At 65.2% G+C, this 15,561-nt stretch carries 12 protein-coding genes and 1 pseudogene; 3 read left to right on the top strand and 10 right to left on the bottom strand.

The window, feature by feature from the left end:
* Window positions 1-29 precede the first annotated feature (29 nt).
* From ptsP to L0U84_RS01270, 7 genes are all read right to left on the bottom strand, one after another.
* Window positions 30-1,775 (bottom strand): phosphoenolpyruvate--protein phosphotransferase, encoded by a 1,746-nt coding sequence (gene ptsP / locus L0U84_RS01300; RefSeq protein WP_233846656.1) that lies wholly within the window; start codon window positions 1,773-1,775, stop codon window positions 30-32.
* Window positions 1,776-2,145: 370 nt separating this feature from the next.
* Window positions 2,146-2,415 (bottom strand): HPr family phosphocarrier protein, encoded by a 270-nt coding sequence (locus tag L0U84_RS01295; RefSeq protein WP_233846648.1) that lies wholly within the window; start codon window positions 2,413-2,415, stop codon window positions 2,146-2,148.
* Between the two features lie 123 nt (window positions 2,416-2,538).
* Window positions 2,539-3,066 (bottom strand): PTS sugar transporter subunit IIA, encoded by a 528-nt coding sequence (locus tag L0U84_RS01290; RefSeq protein WP_233846646.1) that lies wholly within the window; start codon window positions 3,064-3,066, stop codon window positions 2,539-2,541.
* A gap of 326 nt (window positions 3,067-3,392) precedes the next feature.
* Complete coding sequence (gshB, locus tag L0U84_RS01285; RefSeq protein WP_233846638.1) at window positions 3,393-4,349, bottom strand: glutathione synthase; 957 nt, start codon at window positions 4,347-4,349, stop codon at window positions 3,393-3,395.
* Between the two features lie 103 nt (window positions 4,350-4,452).
* Window positions 4,453-5,742: a glutamate--cysteine ligase gene (gshA, locus tag L0U84_RS01280; RefSeq protein WP_233846629.1), complete on the bottom strand. Its 1,290-nt coding sequence runs from the start codon at window positions 5,740-5,742 to the stop codon at window positions 4,453-4,455.
* 252 nt (window positions 5,743-5,994) lie between these two features.
* Window positions 5,995-7,506 carry an ammonium transporter gene (locus L0U84_RS01275; protein ID WP_233846627.1) on the bottom strand — a complete coding sequence of 504 codons (1,512 nt, stop codon included), beginning with the start codon at window positions 7,504-7,506 and terminating at the stop codon, window positions 5,995-5,997.
* Window positions 7,507-7,552: 46 nt separating this feature from the next.
* Window positions 7,553-7,891: a P-II family nitrogen regulator gene (locus L0U84_RS01270; RefSeq protein WP_013088261.1), complete on the bottom strand. Its 339-nt coding sequence runs from the start codon at window positions 7,889-7,891 to the stop codon at window positions 7,553-7,555.
* 387 nt (window positions 7,892-8,278) lie between these two features.
* On the opposite strand from L0U84_RS01270, the gene L0U84_RS01265 reads away from it, so the two are divergent.
* Both L0U84_RS01265 and L0U84_RS01260 read left to right on the top strand, forming a co-directional pair.
* Complete coding sequence (locus L0U84_RS01265; protein WP_233846625.1) at window positions 8,279-8,533, top strand: accessory factor UbiK family protein; 255 nt, start codon at window positions 8,279-8,281, stop codon at window positions 8,531-8,533.
* 120 nt (window positions 8,534-8,653) lie between these two features.
* Window positions 8,654-10,266, top strand: a pseudogene (locus L0U84_RS01260) (YifB family Mg chelatase-like AAA ATPase).
* A gap of 332 nt (window positions 10,267-10,598) precedes the next feature.
* On the opposite strand, the gene L0U84_RS01255 reads toward L0U84_RS01260, so the two are convergent.
* Window positions 10,599-11,129, bottom strand: a complete 531-nt coding sequence (locus tag L0U84_RS01255) for a hypothetical protein (protein ID WP_233851892.1) — start codon at window positions 11,127-11,129, stop codon at window positions 10,599-10,601.
* A 403-nt stretch (window positions 11,130-11,532) separates the two neighbouring features.
* Here L0U84_RS01255 and L0U84_RS01250 point away from each other — a divergent pair, with 403 nt between their 5' ends.
* Window positions 11,533-12,069: a TlpA disulfide reductase family protein gene (locus L0U84_RS01250; protein ID WP_233846617.1), complete on the top strand. Its 537-nt coding sequence runs from the start codon at window positions 11,533-11,535 to the stop codon at window positions 12,067-12,069.
* 70 nt (window positions 12,070-12,139) lie between these two features.
* On the opposite strand, the gene L0U84_RS01245 is transcribed toward L0U84_RS01250, so the two are convergent.
* Together L0U84_RS01245 and L0U84_RS01240 are read right to left on the bottom strand one after the other, a co-directional pair.
* Entirely contained in the window at window positions 12,140-13,489 is a 1,350-nt protein-coding gene (locus L0U84_RS01245) for a sigma-54-dependent transcriptional regulator (protein WP_233846609.1), read from the bottom strand.
* A gap of 31 nt (window positions 13,490-13,520) precedes the next feature.
* Complete coding sequence (locus tag L0U84_RS01240) at window positions 13,521-15,545, bottom strand: sensor histidine kinase (RefSeq protein WP_233846607.1); 2,025 nt, start codon at window positions 15,543-15,545, stop codon at window positions 13,521-13,523.
* Window positions 15,546-15,561 lie beyond the last annotated feature (16 nt).

The raw sequence follows: 15,561 nt of genomic DNA, 5'->3' as shown, positions 1-15,561 counted from the left end.
GAGACGCGACGCGACGAAGCGCGTCAGATTCAAACCAGCGCGACCCGCTTGAGCGCCGCCTCCACCTCTTCCGGCTCGAACGAAGCCAGCACGTCGGCCACGGGTTTTTCGAGCGTCTTCAGATGCGAGCGCAGCACCTCCTGCTTGACCTCGAGCAGTTGGCTCGGATGCATCGAAAACTCGGTCAGGCCCATGCCGAGCAACAGACGCGTCAACGCCGGATCGCCCGCCATCTCACCGCACACCGACACGGGCACACCCGCACGCTTCGCCTCGCGCAGCGTGAACGCGATCAGATGCAGCACGGCCGGATGCAGCGGGTCGTACAGATGCGCGACCGCGTTGTCCGCGCGATCGATCGCGAGCGTGTACTGAATCAGATCGTTGGTGCCGATCGACAGGAAATCGAGCCGCTTCAAAAACAGCGGCAACGCAATCGCGGCGGCCGGAATCTCGATCATCGCGCCGACCTGCACGTTCGGATCGTAAGCGATACCCGCGTCGTCGAGTTGACGCTTGGCCTCGCGGATCAGATCGAGCGTCTGGTCGATTTCCTGCGCGTGCGCGAGCATCGGGATCAGGATCTTCACCTTGCCGAACGCCGACGCGCGCAGGATCGCGCGCAACTGCGTGAGAAACATCTGCGGCTCGGACAGGCTCCAGCGAATCGCGCGAAGCCCTAGCGCCGGATTCGCGGCGGTTTCGTAGCCGTCGCCGCCGCTCATCGAATCGAGCGGCTTGTCGGCGCCGACGTCGATCGTGCGGATCGTGACCGGCAAGCCGTTCATCAACTCGACCGCGCGACGATACGCGCTGAACTGCTCCTCCTCTTCGGGCATCCGGTCCTTGTGATTCATGAACAGGAACTCGGTGCGAAACAGACCCACGCCGGTCGCGCCCGATTCGATCGCCGCGCGCGCGTCGTCCGGCAACTCGATGTTCGCGCACAGTTCGATGCGCGTGCCGCACAGCGTTTGCGTCGGCGAGAACTTGAGCCGTTGCAGCTTGCGCTGCTCGAGCTCCTTCTCGCTTTGCCGGTACGAGTACTCCTCGAGCACGATCGGCGCGGGATCGACGATCACGATGCCGTGGTCGCCATCGACGATGATCAGATCGTCCTGGCGAATCAGCGCGCTCGCATGCTGCACGCCGACCGCGGCCGGAATACCGAGGCTGCGCGCGACGATCGCGGTATGCGACGTGCGCCCGCCGAGATCGGTGACGAAGCCCTGGAACGTCTGCGTCTTGAACTGCATCATGTCGGCCGGCGCGATGTCGTGCGCGACCACGATCATCTCGTCACATGCGCCATGCACGTTGTCGACGATGCCGGTCGCGCCCGCAAGCGCCTTCAGCACGCGCTCGACGACCTGCTCGATGTCGGCTTTGCGCTCGCGCAGATATTCGTCTTCGATCGTGTCGAAATGGCGCGAGAGTCTTTCGAGCTGTTCGGTCAACGCCCACTCGACGTTGTAGCGGCGCGTGCGGATCAGGTCGATGGTTTCCTGAACGAGCATCGCGTCGTTCAGAATCATCGCGTGAACGTCGATGAACGCGCCCACTTCACTAGGGGCGTCCGCGGCGAGATCGGCGCGCAATGCGTTGAGCTCTTCATGCACGCGTTGCTGCGCCGCGCGAAAGCGCTCGACCTCCCCTTCGATCTGGGCAGGTTCGATCAGATAGTGGTCTACGTCGAGTGCTGCCGGGGCGATCAGATAGGCCCGCCCGATGGCGATACCGCGTGACACGGGAATTCCATGCAGCGTGAATGACACGCGCACCTCCTCTAGTTGTGTAATGCCGCGGCAAACCGCTGCAATGCTCTCAGACTGTACTGGACATTATAAATTCCGTGCCTTTTTGAAGTATGTCAGGGGTGTGTGCAGCGCAGCACGAATAATCGTAATCAGGTGTCCGTGTAGCCGGCGAAGCTTCGCTTTATACGCGTCGCGCAAAACATATGGTTTAAACATTGAAAACGCATGTCGCCTTACGCACTCTTGCCTGTCGCTTTCGCGCCGCTTTTACATCCCTTTAATGTCGATTAACAGCGCGCCTCTTCTGATATTCAAATGTCGGCGGCGAAAAAAAGCCGCGAACTGAGCCGCGGCATTTTTGGGTTTGTCGAACGCAAAGCGCGCTGCTTTATTGACCTTCGCCAAATTTATCGGCGATCAGCTTCAGCAGCGCGTCCATCGCTTGCTGTTCGTCGCTGCCTTCCGTTTCGATCAGCACGGTACTGCCGATGCCCGCGGCCAGCATCATCACACCCATGATGCTCTTCGCGTTGATACGACGGCCATTGCGGCTCATCCAGATTTCCGCCTGGTAGTTGCCCGCGAGTTGCGTCAACTTGGCCGACGCGCGCGCGTGCAGCCCCAGCTTGTTCACAATTGTCGTTTCCTGTTGCAGCATGTGATGGTCCGAAGCGCGGGTGAATGAAATGGTGAATGGTGAAACTGCAAAGCGGCTGCAAGCCGATTGAAGCCGTTGCGAAACCACTTGAATCTTCGAAGCTTGCCTGCGAACCAGCCCGATTTACAGGCCGGGCGCGTCCGTCTTTTGCGTCAGATCGGCATCGGCCGGCAACGCGGGAACACAGTCGGCGGGAGCCGCGTCGGGCGGCAGCACCGCCAGACACTCGGACGCGCACGCTGGCGCCGTGACCGGTGCGGGCGTCGCCGGTCCGATCGCGTGCACGCCCTTGGTCGCGCCGGCGAGCGCCTTGTCGACGAGCGTGTCGAGCGGCGTCGCGCGATAGCAGACCGCGCGCACCAGCATCGGCAGATTGACGCCGCACAGCACGCGCACGTCGGGTACGTTGGCGAGCCGGCCCGCGATGTTGGCCGGCGTCGCGCCGAACATGTCGGTCAGCACGAGCGCGCCGTTCTCTTCCTTCAACCGCGCGATTTCCGAATGCGCAAACGCGACGACCTGCGCGGGATCGCAATCCGGCGACACGTCGATCACGCCGATACGCGCCGGCAAACCGCCATAGATGTGAGAAATGCAATCGCGCAACGCGGTGGCGAATGGAGCGTGCGCAATGATCAGAATGCCTGCCATGTCAGCCTTACTGCAAAAGACCGGCCCCAAACCGTGGACCGGGAGTCGAGCCCGGTTCGCCATCGCCCCGGACCGGCCGTGGGTCGCGAGGGCGGGAATGCATCGTCGGGCGCACTGCCCGTTCTTCATGATTCGCGAACCGGGCCGGCGGCAGCCATGCAGCCGATCTCGTCTCGCGCGGAAGAGCGGGCATTGTAGCAGGCCCATTTTCGCGCCAATTCCTGCGGCGCGTCCGATGTGGATTTACTACAAAGATTGGGCGCGCAGCCGGGCAATCAAGGCCGCTGCGTCGGTGCGCCATACGGGTGCGGAGCGAGGGCCGCGCGTCAGCCGACCGCGCGCTCCAGCGCGCCGACGAACATCGCGGCAACGTCGAAGCCGGTCTGATCCATGATCTCGCGGAAACACGTCGGGCTCGTGACGTTCACTTCGGTGAGCCAGTCGCCGATCGCATCGAGCCCCACTAGCAGCAAACCGCGCGCCGCCAGCACCGGCGCGAGCGTATCGGCGATCTTGCGATCCTGCTCGCTGAGCGGCCGCGCGACGCCCAGTCCGCCGGCCGCCAGATTGCCGCGCACCTCATTGCCCTGAGGAATGCGCGCGAGCGAGTATGGCACCGCTTCGCCGCCGATCAGCAGGATGCGCTTGTCACCTTCCTTGATCTCGGGGATGAATTTCTGCGCCATCACCGAGCGCGCGCCGTCGTGGCTCAGCATCTCGACGATCGAGCCGAGATTCATGCCGTCCGCCTTCACGCGGAACACGCCCATGCCGCCCATGCCGTCGAGCGGCTTCAGGATCACGTCGCCGTGCTGTTCGTGGAACGCGCGCAGACGCGCCGGGTCGCGAGTGACCAGCGTCGGCGCGACGAACTGCGCGAACTCGCCGATCGCAAGCTTTTCCGAGTGATCGCGGATCGCCTGCGGCTTGTTGAAGACGCGCGCGCCGCCGCGCTCGGCCAGTTCGAGCAGCCAGGTCGACGTCACGTATTCCATGTCGAACGGCGGGTCCTTGCGCATCAGAATCGCGCCGAGGCTCTTGAGCGAACGCGGCGTGGCGGCATCGGCAGCGAACCAGACGTCACGATGCAGATCGGTGGTGTCGCCGGTGATCGCAATGCGCTGCACGTTCGCTTCGACATCGCCGCCCGTCCACGCCAGATGCTTCGGCTCGCAGGTGTACACCGTGTGACCGCGCCGCGCCGCTTCGGCCATCATCGCGTAGGTCGTGTCTTTGTAGATCTTGAAGTGGCTGAGGGGATCGGCGATGAAAAGAATGTCCATGAAAGTCCCGGTGCGCCCCAAGGGGCGTGACATTGTTCGTCAATATAGTCTTTGAAGACGGCGCTGGCGGCACGCATGCCGCCAGCCTGCCGCGCGAGGTGGCTTAGACCTGGATCGCTTCGGGATCGGTCTTTTCGAGCTCGACCGAGGCGGCCAGCAACCCGAGCCGCGCCACGACGCCGTACATATAGAAGCGGTTCGGCGGCGCCGCGCCGGGCTTCGCGTGTGCATCGGGCAGTGCCGTATGCTCGAAGCCGAGCGGCACGAAGTGCATGCCCGGCGCGTTCAGGTTCTGATCACGCTCGCGGCTGCCATGCACGCGATAGAAGCCGCCCACCACATAGCGGTCGATCATGTAGACGACCGGCTCGGCGACTTCCTCGCCGATGCGCTCGAACGTGTACACGCCTTCCTGCACGATCACGTCGTGCACTTCGAGGCCGTCTTTGGTCGCCGCCATGCGCGTGCGTTCGCGCTTCGTCAGCGCGGCGACTTCCGACGCGTCGTGCACGGTCATCACGCCCATGCCATAAGTGCCCGCATCGGACTTGATCACGACATACGGTTTTTCGGAGATGCCGTACTCGCGATACTTGCGCGCGATCTTCTTCAGCACGCCGTCGATCGCGTCGGCCAGCGCTTCTTCGCCGGTGCGTTCCTGGAAGTCGACGCCCTCGACGTGCGCGAAGTAGGGGTTGATCATCCACGGATCGATCTCGACCATCTTCGCGAACTTCTTCGCGACGTCGTCGTAGCACGAGAAATGCGTCGACTTGCGACGCACCGCCCAGCCCGCATGCAGCGGCGGCAGCAAATACTGCTCGTGCAGATTTTCGAGCACGGGCGGAATGCCGCCAGACAGGTCGTTGTTCAGCAGAATCGAGCACGGGTCGAAGTTCTTCAGACCAAGGCGCCGCTGCGAGCGCTCGAGCGGTTCGAGCACGAGCTTCTGGCCGTCGGACAGCGCAATCGTGACCGGACCGTTGATGGTTTCGTCGAGCGTGCCGAAGCGCACGTTCAGACCCGCCTGGCGCATGATCGACGCGAGCCGGGCGACGTTTTCGAGGTAGAACGCGTTGCGCGTGTGGCGCTCCGGAATCACCAGCAGATTCTTCGCGTCCGGGCAGATCTTTTCGATCGAGGCCATCGCGGCTTGCACCGCGAGCGGCAGCACTTCCTGCGGCAGATTGTTGAATGCGCCGGGAAACAGATTGGTGTCGACCGGCGCGAGCTTGAACCCCGCGTTACGGAGATCGACGGAACAATAGAACGGCGGCGTGTGCTCCTGCCATTCAAGCCGGAACCAGCGTTCGATTGCGGGCGTGGCGTCGAGGATCTTCCGCTCGAGGTCGAGCAGCGGGCCGTTTAACGCCGTAACTAGGTGCGGAACCATTGATCACTCGCAGACTGGAGAAAAAAGATTGTAGATCTATGCCTTGTCCATTTGGGGACGGTTTCTCCATTCGCAAGCAGACTCGAATGCATTCTCCCTATCAAGATGATAGGCGCGGGAAATTACCGTTCGCAATCGGGTCAGCAAGAAAAAAGCCCGCCATGAAGGCGGGCGAAGTTGCTGCGCTTGCTTAACCTTTTCCCGATCCGGCGGGCCCGCAAGCGCGGGCCGGCGAACCTGGCGGCTTTTCCGTTATTCGACTTTCTCGCCATGCAGGCTCACGTCGAGGCCTTCGCGCTCCTGCTCTTCGCTCACGCGGATGCCCATCACCATGTCGATGATCTTCAGCAGCACGAAGCTCACCACGCCGCTGTAGATCAGCGTCGTCAGCACGCCCTTCGCCTGCAGGATCACGCTGCCGTCCGCGCCGCCGATGTCCTTGACCGCGAATACGCCGGTCAGCAGCGCACCGATGATCCCGCCCACGCAGTGCACACCGAACGCGTCGAGCGAATCGTCGTAGCCGAGCTTGTGCTTGAGCCACGTGGCCGACCAGAAGCAGACCACGCCCGCGACGATGCCGATCACCAGCGCGCCGAGCGTGCCGACGAAGCCCGACGCCGGCGTCACCGCCACCAGACCCGCAACCGCGCCCGATACGATGCCGAGCACGGACGGCTTACCCTTGGCCGCCCATTCGGCGAACATCCATGCCAGCGCCGCCGCGGCGGTCGCCACCTGCGTCGCGAACATCGCGAAACCGGCACGGCCGTCCGCTGCCACCGCCGAACCCGCGTTGAAGCCGAACCAGCCCACCCACAGCATCGCACCACCGATCAGCGTGAGCGTCAGGTTGTGCGGCGCCATCGCTTCCCGGCCATAGCCGACGCGCTTGCCGAGCACCAGACAGCACACCAGACCCGCGATACCGGCGTTGATGTGCACCACCGTGCCGCCCGCGAAGTCGAGGATGCCAGCGCTAGCCAGCCAGCCGCTCGGTTCCCACACCATGTGCGCGATCGGCGAGTAGACGATGATCGACCACAGCGTCATGAACACCAGCATCGCCGAGAACTTCATGCGGTCCGCGAACGCACCGGTGATCAGCGCCGGCGTGATGATCGCGAAGGTCATCTGATAGACGAAGTAGACCGTCTCGGGGATCGTCGGCGCGAGGTGGCTGACGGTCAGCGTCGTGGCCTTGTCGCCCTTGATGTAGTTCATGCCCGTCATGAACACCCGCGAGAAGCCGCCGATGAACGAGCCGCCCGGCGTGAACGCGAGGCTGTAGCCCACCACGGTCCAGACGATCGTCACGACACAGGTGATCGCGAAGCTTTGCATCAGCGTCGCCAGCACGTTCTTCTTGCGGACCATGCCGCCGTAGAACAGCGCGAGGCCCGGGATCGTCATGAACAGCACCAGCGCGGTGGAGGTCAGCATCCACGCGGTGTCGCCGGAGTTGATCTTCGATGAATCGACCGAGAACGGTGCGGTTGGGGCGGCCGGTGCGGCGGCAGCCGCGGCGGCCGATGCATCGGCGGCGGCCGGTGCGCTTGCGGCCGGCGCGGCGGACGCGTCGGCGGCGGGAGCCGAGGCAGCCGGAGCAGCGGCTGCGGCGGAGGCGTCCGGTGCGGGCGCGCTCGCCGTCGTATCGGGAGCGGAGGCGGCTGCGGGAGCGGACGCATCGTCCGCGAGAGCGGTGCCGACACCGCTCGCGAGCAGCGAGCCGGCCATCAGCAGGGACATCATTAGTTTGCGCATCTTGGTTTTCCTCTTGTCGCTATCGGTGTCGCTATGCTCAGGTCTTTTACAGGGCGTCCGCGCCGGTCTCGCCGGTGCGGATCCGAACCACCTGCTCGATCGGCGTGACGAAGATCTTGCCGTCGCCGATCTTGCCGGTACGGGCGGCGCGCTCGAGCGCCTCGATCGCCTGATCGACGATGTCGTCCGATACCGCCGCTTCGATCTTCACCTTCGGCAGAAAGTCGACGACGTATTCGGCGCCGCGATACAGCTCGGTGTGGCCCTTCTGCCGCCCGAAGCCTTTGACTTCGGTCACCGTGATGCCCGATACGCCGATCGCCGACAGGGCCTCGCGCGCTTCATCCAGCTTGAACGGCTTGATGATTGCGGTAATGAGTTTCATGAAATCCTCGCTAGTTGTTGCTGATCCGTTGCTGCCCCGTTGCGTACCCGTGACCGCGGTCTCCTGCGCTACCGGTAAAAGTGCCCTGGCAGTGCGCGCGGGGCAGTAACAGCAACTCCCATGCCATGTTGTGTCAGACTGCGCGTCGCGCGGGTGGCGCAGCGCGCCCGAACGGCCTTGTCCGAATGGCCAGCGGGGCGGCGGGCGGTGGCGCGGCGGGGGGATCGTTGCTAGAGTGTTCGAACGTTCTGAACGCGAGGGCACGCACCAAACACGCTCACGCGGCCGCGGCAGCCAACGGTCGCACGCACCAGGATCGCCCATTCGCCGTAACGGGGCACGGGCGCAATGAAACATGCACATTTTTTGTGCACCAAGGGGAACACGATGAAACAACCTAACGACGTTTTTAACGACTTCCAGGCTCGCCTCAGCGATCTGTTCAAGAATTCGCCGGCCAAGGACGTCGAGCGCAACGTCAAGGCAATGCTGTCGCAGGGCTTCTCGAAGCTCGATCTCGTCACGCGCGAGGAATTCGACACGCAGACCCAGGTGCTCGTGCGTACGCGCGCGCGCCTCGAAGAACTCGAGCGCCGCGTCGCCGAGCTCGAGCAGAAACTGCCGCTCACGCAAACGCCGTAAGCGCTGCTCGCAGCCTTCAGGCTGCACAGCGCCGCGCATCACAGGCAAGCGGGCCGTGACGTCATCAGCGTTTTAGGGGATTTGCGCGCGACATGAGCGCGCAGTCCGACGGGAGAGAATATGTCGCTTGCCGTGGTGCGCAGCCGCGCGCCGGCCGCTGGCCGGGCGCCCGAAGTGACCGTCGAGGTTCACCTCGCCAATGGACTGCCGTCCTTTTCGATCGTCGGCCTGCCCGACCTTGAAGTGCGCGAGAGCCGTGAGCGCGTGCGCGCGGCGCTGCAGAACTGCGGTTTCGATTTCCCGGTCCGCCGCATCACCGTCAACCTCGCGCCCGCGGATCTGCCGAAAGAATCCGGTCGTTTCGATCTGCCGATCGCACTCGGCATCCTCGCCGCGAGCGGGCAGATTCCGGCCGAATCGCTGCTCCATCGAGAATTCGCCGGTGAGCTGTCGCTGACCGGCGCGCTGCGGCCGATGCGCGGCGCGTTCGCGATGGCATGCGGCACCGCGCGCGGCGCTCTGGCGAGCTCCGGCGCCGCCGACCCTGGCACTTCATCCGAAACGCGTTCCGCGTTGCCAGCCCTGCTCGATCAGGCAGCCCCACAGGCCTTCCACACACCACAGCTTTACCTGCCGGCCGCGAGCGCGGCGGAAGCGGCGCTCGTGCCCGGCGTCGACGTGTTCGGCGCCGCCGATCTGCCCTCGCTATGCGCGCATCTCGCCGGCTCGCTGGATGCGCGTCTCAGACCGGTCGCCGCGCCCGAACTCGACGAGCACACCGCCGCCCCGACGCCGGACATGGCCGACGTGATCGGCCAGCGCGCCGCTCGGCGCGCACTCGAAGTCGCGGCGGCCGGCGGCCATCACGTGCTGCTGATCGGGCCGCCCGGCGCCGGCAAGTCGATGCTCGCGGCACGTCTTCCCGGCCTGCTGCCGCCCATGACCGACGACGAAGCGCTCGCCCGCGCCGCCCTGCTGTCCGCGAGCCGTATCGGCTTCAAGCCGTCGCAGTGGCGGCAGCGGCCGTTTCGCGCGCCGCACCATTCGTCGAGCGCGGCGGCACTGGTCGGCGGACGCAACCCGCCGCAGCCTGGCGAGATCACGCTCGCGCATCTGGGCGTGCTCTTTCTGGACGAGCCGAATTCGATCGCGCGGTGCTCGAAACGCTGCGCGAGCCGCTCGAAGCGGGCCGCATCACGATTTCGCGCGCCGCCATGCAAGCGGATTTCCCCGCCGCCTGCCAACTGATCGCCGCCATGAACCCGTGCCCCTGCGGCTGGCGCGGCGATCCGGGCGGGCGCTGCCGATGTACGCCGGAAGTTGCGGCGCGCTATCTGCGTAAGTTGTCGGGACCGCTGCTCGACCGCATCGACATCCAGCTCGAAATTCCCGCGCTGACCGCCGCCGAACTCGCGGCGCGCGCCGCCGGCGCCGGCGAAGCAAGCGCGGCGATCGCGCACCGCGTAGGCGCCGCGCGCGAGCGGCAACTGGCCCGGCAAGGCAAGACCAACCGCGAACTGGACGGACGCCAAGTCGACGAGGTGTGCCGCCCGGACGCAGCGGGCGAAGCGCTGCTACGCGAAGCCGGCGAGCGCTTTGGCTGGTCGGCGCGGGCGTACTACCGGGTGCTGAAGGTCGCGCGCACCGTCGCGGACCTGGCCGGCACGGCGATGCCGAACGCCGCTCAAATCGCCGAGGCGATTCAATACCGTCGCGCTTTTGGCTCGTTGTGATGAGAAAAATCGACTGTCAAGACTTGACTTATTCACACTTCCGCGATCCTGTTAGATTTTGATACAAATCAGGAGCACGCAGACGGACATCTCGCGAAGGCATTGATTTTATTGACTTTTTTAAAATCCCTTACGCCCTTGGATTCTAACGAAAGGCCCGCCTGATGGGCTTTCGCGGCCATTGAGGCCGACTTCTCAACAGAGTTATCCACAGGTTGCGTGTGTAACTCAAAAATCTCAACGTAAACCGGCAATTAGCGCGCAAACCTGCGAAGGAACTTTCACTGCGCCTGGCACTCTGAGGCGCCTTCGATCGGCAAAAAATGCCGCGATCAATACAGCTGAAACGACGAAAAAAACTGGTCGATCTGGTCCTGCGGCAGCGGTTGATCGGCGATGATCGCGGCCTGGTACACGTGCCGGCCGCGCGCGACGAGCCGCGCGTACACGGTGCGCGTCTCGTGTTGGGCGCCCGCCGCGCCGCTCACCGTCATTTCCAGGCCCGGTGTCTTGCCGCCCGCCGCCAGCGGGATTTGCACGGCGTGGGCATCGGGCGTCGCGCCGACGTTGCGCGCCAGTCCCGCGCGCAGGAAATCGAGCGCGGCGCGCTGCGTCGCATCGCTGTCGTCGGGCAGCATCACGGTGCCGACCGCGAATACCGCGTTGCCGGCTTCGGCACTCTGCATCGCCATTTGCATCGGCGTACCGTCGACCTGCACCGCGCGCTGGTCATTGCCCGGCTTGGCGGGGAAGTCGACCGTGTAGCCGTTGTCGTTGTTCATCACGGTGCGCCAGTCGAAGGTCGGCGTGCAGGCGCCGAGCGCGACGCCGAGCGTCAGCGCGGCCGCCGCCGCGCCGATCACGGTTCGAGCGTGACCGGATCGCGTGAAGGCGTGAGGAAAAAGACTCGCCGGCAGGAAGAGGCCCGTGAGGCAGGCGGGCAATCGGCTGATCAACGGAAAGAGGTGCGGAACGCGGACATCTGCGCGGACATCTACGCGGGTAACTGCGCGGGTAACTGCGCGGGAAACTAACCAGCGGAAGCGAAGAACGGTTCGGAGCATGGGGCGAAAGATCGGGTTTGCGGAGCGTAAAGCTCCATTATCCGCTGATCGGTTGCCGGCCCGGCGCGCGCTACTGCGCCGTCCCGCCATTTCGGCGCAGCCGCCCCAATGGAGCTACAATAGAAAAGCTATTCAGCACCGGCCCAGCGCCATCACCCAGCCCCATTGTTCCGCGCCGCGCGCGACTCACGAGGTTCCGTTCATGAGTTCCAATTCACCGACCGCCGCCCGGCGCACGAACCCGCTTCGCTATCTGATTGTGGTGGCCGTGGCCATTGCGCTCGCCGTCGCCGGTTACTTCGCGTTTGCCGGCCAGCAGCGCGTACCCGATGCGACCTTCACGCTGCTCTCGGGACAGAAGCTCACCACCGCGGACCTGAAAGGCAAGGTTTATCTCGTCAACTTCTGGGCAACGAACTGCGACACTTGCATGAAGGAAATGCCGCAGATGGTCGAGACCTATAACCGCTTCAAGGGCCAAGGGCTCGAATTCGTCGCGGTGGCGATGAACTACGACGCGCCGATGTACGTGACCAATTACACGCAAACGCGTCAGCTGCCGTTCAAGGTCGCCATGGACGACGGCTCGGCCGCCAAGCAGTTCGGCAACGTGCAACTCACGCCGACCACCTTCGTCATCGACAAAGACGGCAAGATCCTGAAGCGCTATGTCGGCGAGCCGCAGTTCGCGGAACTCGACCAGTTGCTCGCGAAAGCGCTGAAGGCTGGCGCGGCTTAAGCCGGGTCAAGCAGCTCACCCACGCGCCGGCGCCCGCCGGCGCAATGCCCCGCCGCCGGCGTCGCTCTCCTCACCGCTCCCCCTCCCCTTTGGCCGCCAGGCCATATCGCTTGATCTTCTCGTAGAGCGTCGCCTTGCCGAGCTGCAGCCGGTCCGCCGCGACCGCGACCACGCCTGCCGCCTGCTCCAACGCCTCGGCGATCATCGCACGCTCGAACTGCTCGACCCGCTCCTTCAGCGGATGGGTGACCCCGCCGTCTTCGTCGAACGACAGCACCGGTTCGTCGGCGATGCCGAGCACGAAGCGGTCGGCCGCATTGCGCAGCTCGCGCACGTTGCCCGGCCAGTCGCGCTGCATCAGGCCCGTACGTTGGCGATCGGTGAGCATCGGCGCCGGCCTCTGATACCGAACGGCTGCATCGAGCAGGAAATGCTCGAACAGCGGCACGATGTCCTCGCGACGCTCGCTCAAAGGCGGCAGCGCGATCGTCACCACGTTGAGCCGGTACAGCAGATCGCGCCGGAACGAGCCATCCGCGACATGCTCGGCCATGTCGCCTTTCGCCGCCGCGACCACGCGGCAATTGACGCGAATCGGCTGATTCGAGCCGAGCCGCTCGAGCACGCCGTCCTGCAGCACGCGCAGCAGCTTGACCTGCAGCGCGAGCGGCATGCTTTCGATCTCATCGAGAAACAGCGTGCCGCCCGACGCATGCTCGAGTTTGCCGATCCGCCGTTTGGCCGCGCCGGTGAACGCGCCCGGCTCGTAGCCGAACATCTCCGATTCGAACATCGGCTCGGGCAGCGCGCCGCAGTTGACCGCGATGAACGGCTTGTCACGCCGCGGCGACAGCTCGTGCAGACTGCGCGCGATCAGCTCCTTGCCCGCGCCGGTATCGCCGTTGATCAGCACGGACGCGTCGGTCGGCGCGACGTTCGCGATCAGCCTGCGCACCTGCTCGATCGCCGGACTGCGGCCGATGATGCGGGGCGCGACCGCGTTCTGCCCGGCCAGCTCACGACGCAGCGCGAGGTTTTCGAGCACGAGCTTGCGGCGCTCGAGCGCGCGCCGCACGGTTTCGATCAGCCGCTCGGACGCGAACGGCTTTTCGATGAAGTCGTAGGCGCCGTCGCGCATCGCCTGCACGGCCATCGTGATATCGCCGTGGCCGGTCACCAGAATCACCGGCACGTCGGGCGCGCGCTCGTGGCATTGCGCGAGCAGATCGAGGCCGCTCGCGCCGGGCAGCCGGATATCGCTGACGATTACGCCGGAAAAGTCCGCGCTGATCAGCTTCGCCGCCGCCTCGACCGACGCATGGCCGATCACGTCGAAGCCGGCCAGTTGCAGGCTCTGCACGCTCGCGCGCCGCACCAGTTCGTCGTCTTCGATATACAGCAATTGCAGGCCGTCGTTCATTGCGTGTTCCGGGTGATGCTTCGGTGTGAAATCAGGAGCCCGCGGTCAGCGGATCGTGCGAGGCGCTGGTCTGCACGCGCGCGCGACGCAGTGTCAACACGAATGATGCACCGCCGTGCGGCGCGTTGCGCGCGACGAGCGAGCCGCCGCAATCGCGCGCGATCGACGATGAAATCGCGAGGCCGAGGCCGAGCCCCTGACCCATTTCCTTGGTCGTGAAGAACGGTTCGAACAGGCGTGGCAATACGTCGTCGGGAATGCCGGGGCCGTTGTCGCCGACCGCGATCGACAGGTTCGTATCGCCGGCCTCGACCTCGATCGCGATACGCGGCGGGCTCATGCCGGCGGTTGCGTCGAGCGCGTTGCCGAGCAGGTTGATCAGCACCTGTTCGAGCCGCAGATCGTCGCAACTCGCGACCAGCTCCGGATGATCGTCGGCGAGATTCAGCGGCTTGCGCGCGCCGTCTGCTGCTGTATCGGCGGCGTCGGTGTCGGTGTCGGCCGCGGCATCGATCAGCACGAACTCGAGCTCGACGCCCTGCAAACGCTTCTGCAGCAGCGCGACGACGTTGCGCAGCGCCCGCACGATCGGCGCGCGCGCGCTGCGCGGCCGCGCGCGGCCGACGAACAGCTTCAGCTGATTCGTGATCTTGCCCATGCGCTCGGTGAGCGCCGCGATCGCTTCGAGATTCTCGCGCGCCGATGCCTGGTCGCCGCGTTCGAGCAGCACGCGCGTGTTGTCCGAAAAACTGCGCAGCGCGGCGAGCGGCTGATTCAGCTCGTGCGTGATGCCGGCCGCCATCTGGCCGAGCGCAGCGAGCTTGCTGGTCTGGATCAGTTCGTCGTGCGCGGCGCGCAACTCCTGCTCGGCGCGCGTGCGCTCGGCGACTTCCTTGTGCAGCTGCTCGTTCGCCTCGGACAGATCCGCGGTGCGCTCGGCGACGCGCTGGTTCAGCTCGGCGTAGGCCTTCTGCAGCAGCGCGCGGCTGCGCATCATTTCGCGCACACGCGCGCGCCGCATGCGCCAGTAGAACGCGAGCAGCACCAGCGACACATAGCCGAAGCCGGTGACGATGGTCGCCTTGCGCGCATCGGCATCGACTGGATCGACCGGCGACATCGTGATCAGATGCCAGTCCGGCTCGCCCATGCCGTGCCGCGACGCAAGGTAGCGCGGCGCGGAGCGCCCGCCGCCGATGCGCAGGATCTGCGCATTGCCTTCGAGCATGCGCTCGACCGTCACCGGCAGCGGCTCGATCGGCTGCTGCGCGTACTGGCGCGCCTGGTAGATCGAATCGGCGATCTGGCCCGGCAGCGGCCGGATCGTGTGGTACTTCCATGCCGGCACCGACGACAGGAAGATCACGCCATGATCGTCGGTGACGACGAGCGGCTCGGACGCGTCGACGCCCTGAAACCATTCGAGATCGAGCTTGACGACCGCCACCCCGACGATCTTGCCGTCGCGCCGCACCGGCTGCGAGATGTAGTAGCCCGGCGCCTGCGAGATCGTGCCGATGCCGAAGAAGCGGCCGACGCCGCCATTCACCGCATCGACAAAATACGGCCGGAACTGATAGCCCGCGCCGACGAAGCTGCCCGGCCCGCGCCAGTTGCTGGCGGCCACACAGTAGCCGTCGAGCGAAATGATGTAGGTGACCGTCGCGCGCGCGTGGCGGTTCAGGTCTTCGAGATAGAGATTCGCGCGCTTGACGTTGGCGGGATTCGGATCGATCAGCACGTCCTGCACGATCGGATGCTCGGCGAGCAGATAAGGCAGCGATTCGTAGCGCTCGAGCGTGCTCTTGAGCGCGCTCGCGGTGCGCTCGGCGCGCACGGCGGCGTTGCGCCGCAGCGTGTCGACACCGCTTTTCCACGCGAGGCTGTAGGTGAGCCAACATGCCGCCGCGAGCCCGGCTGCGAGCGCGAAGAGAATCAGCAGGCGGCGGGTCACGTTGGCAAGGTCCGATCGATGGGGATCGGACATTGTGGCATAGGGCGGCGGCAACGGATCGCCGCCAGAAGCCCCGGAAGAACGCGCGGAAGCCGGTTTCATAAGCAGGCGTCCGCGC

It is taken from the genome of Paraburkholderia sp. HD33-4 (assembly GCF_021390635.1).
Classification (GTDB): Bacteria; Pseudomonadota; Gammaproteobacteria; order Burkholderiales; family Burkholderiaceae; genus Paraburkholderia.
The sequence above is the reverse complement of the archived record's forward strand: the minus strand, read 5'-3'. Positions and strand labels throughout refer to the sequence as shown.

Bases quoted from the DNA above. Each gene is read 5' to 3' on its own strand.
- L0U84_RS01295 (WP_233846648.1), bottom strand. From the start codon at position 2,415: ATGCTGCAACAGGAAACGACAATTGTGAACAAGCTGGGGCTGCACGCG.
- L0U84_RS01290 (WP_233846646.1), bottom strand. From the start codon at position 3,066: ATGGCAGGCATTCTGATCATTGCGCACGCTCCATTCGCCACCGCGTTG.
- gshB (WP_233846638.1), bottom strand. From the start codon at position 4,349: ATGGACATTCTTTTCATCGCCGATCCCCTCAGCCACTTCAAGATCTAC.
- gshA (WP_233846629.1), bottom strand. From the start codon at position 5,742: ATGGTTCCGCACCTAGTTACGGCGTTAAACGGCCCGCTGCTCGACCTC.
- L0U84_RS01275 (WP_233846627.1), bottom strand. From the start codon at position 7,506: ATGCGCAAACTAATGATGTCCCTGCTGATGGCCGGCTCGCTGCTCGCG.
- L0U84_RS01270 (WP_013088261.1), bottom strand. From the start codon at position 7,891: ATGAAACTCATTACCGCAATCATCAAGCCGTTCAAGCTGGATGAAGCG.
- L0U84_RS01265 (WP_233846625.1), top strand. From the start codon at position 8,279: ATGAAACAACCTAACGACGTTTTTAACGACTTCCAGGCTCGCCTCAGC.
- L0U84_RS01250 (WP_233846617.1), top strand. From the start codon at position 11,533: ATGAGTTCCAATTCACCGACCGCCGCCCGGCGCACGAACCCGCTTCGC.
- L0U84_RS01245 (WP_233846609.1), bottom strand. From the start codon at position 13,489: ATGAACGACGGCCTGCAATTGCTGTATATCGAAGACGACGAACTGGTG.
- L0U84_RS01240 (WP_233846607.1), bottom strand. From the start codon at position 15,545: ATGAAACCGGCTTCCGCGCGTTCTTCCGGGGCTTCTGGCGGCGATCCG.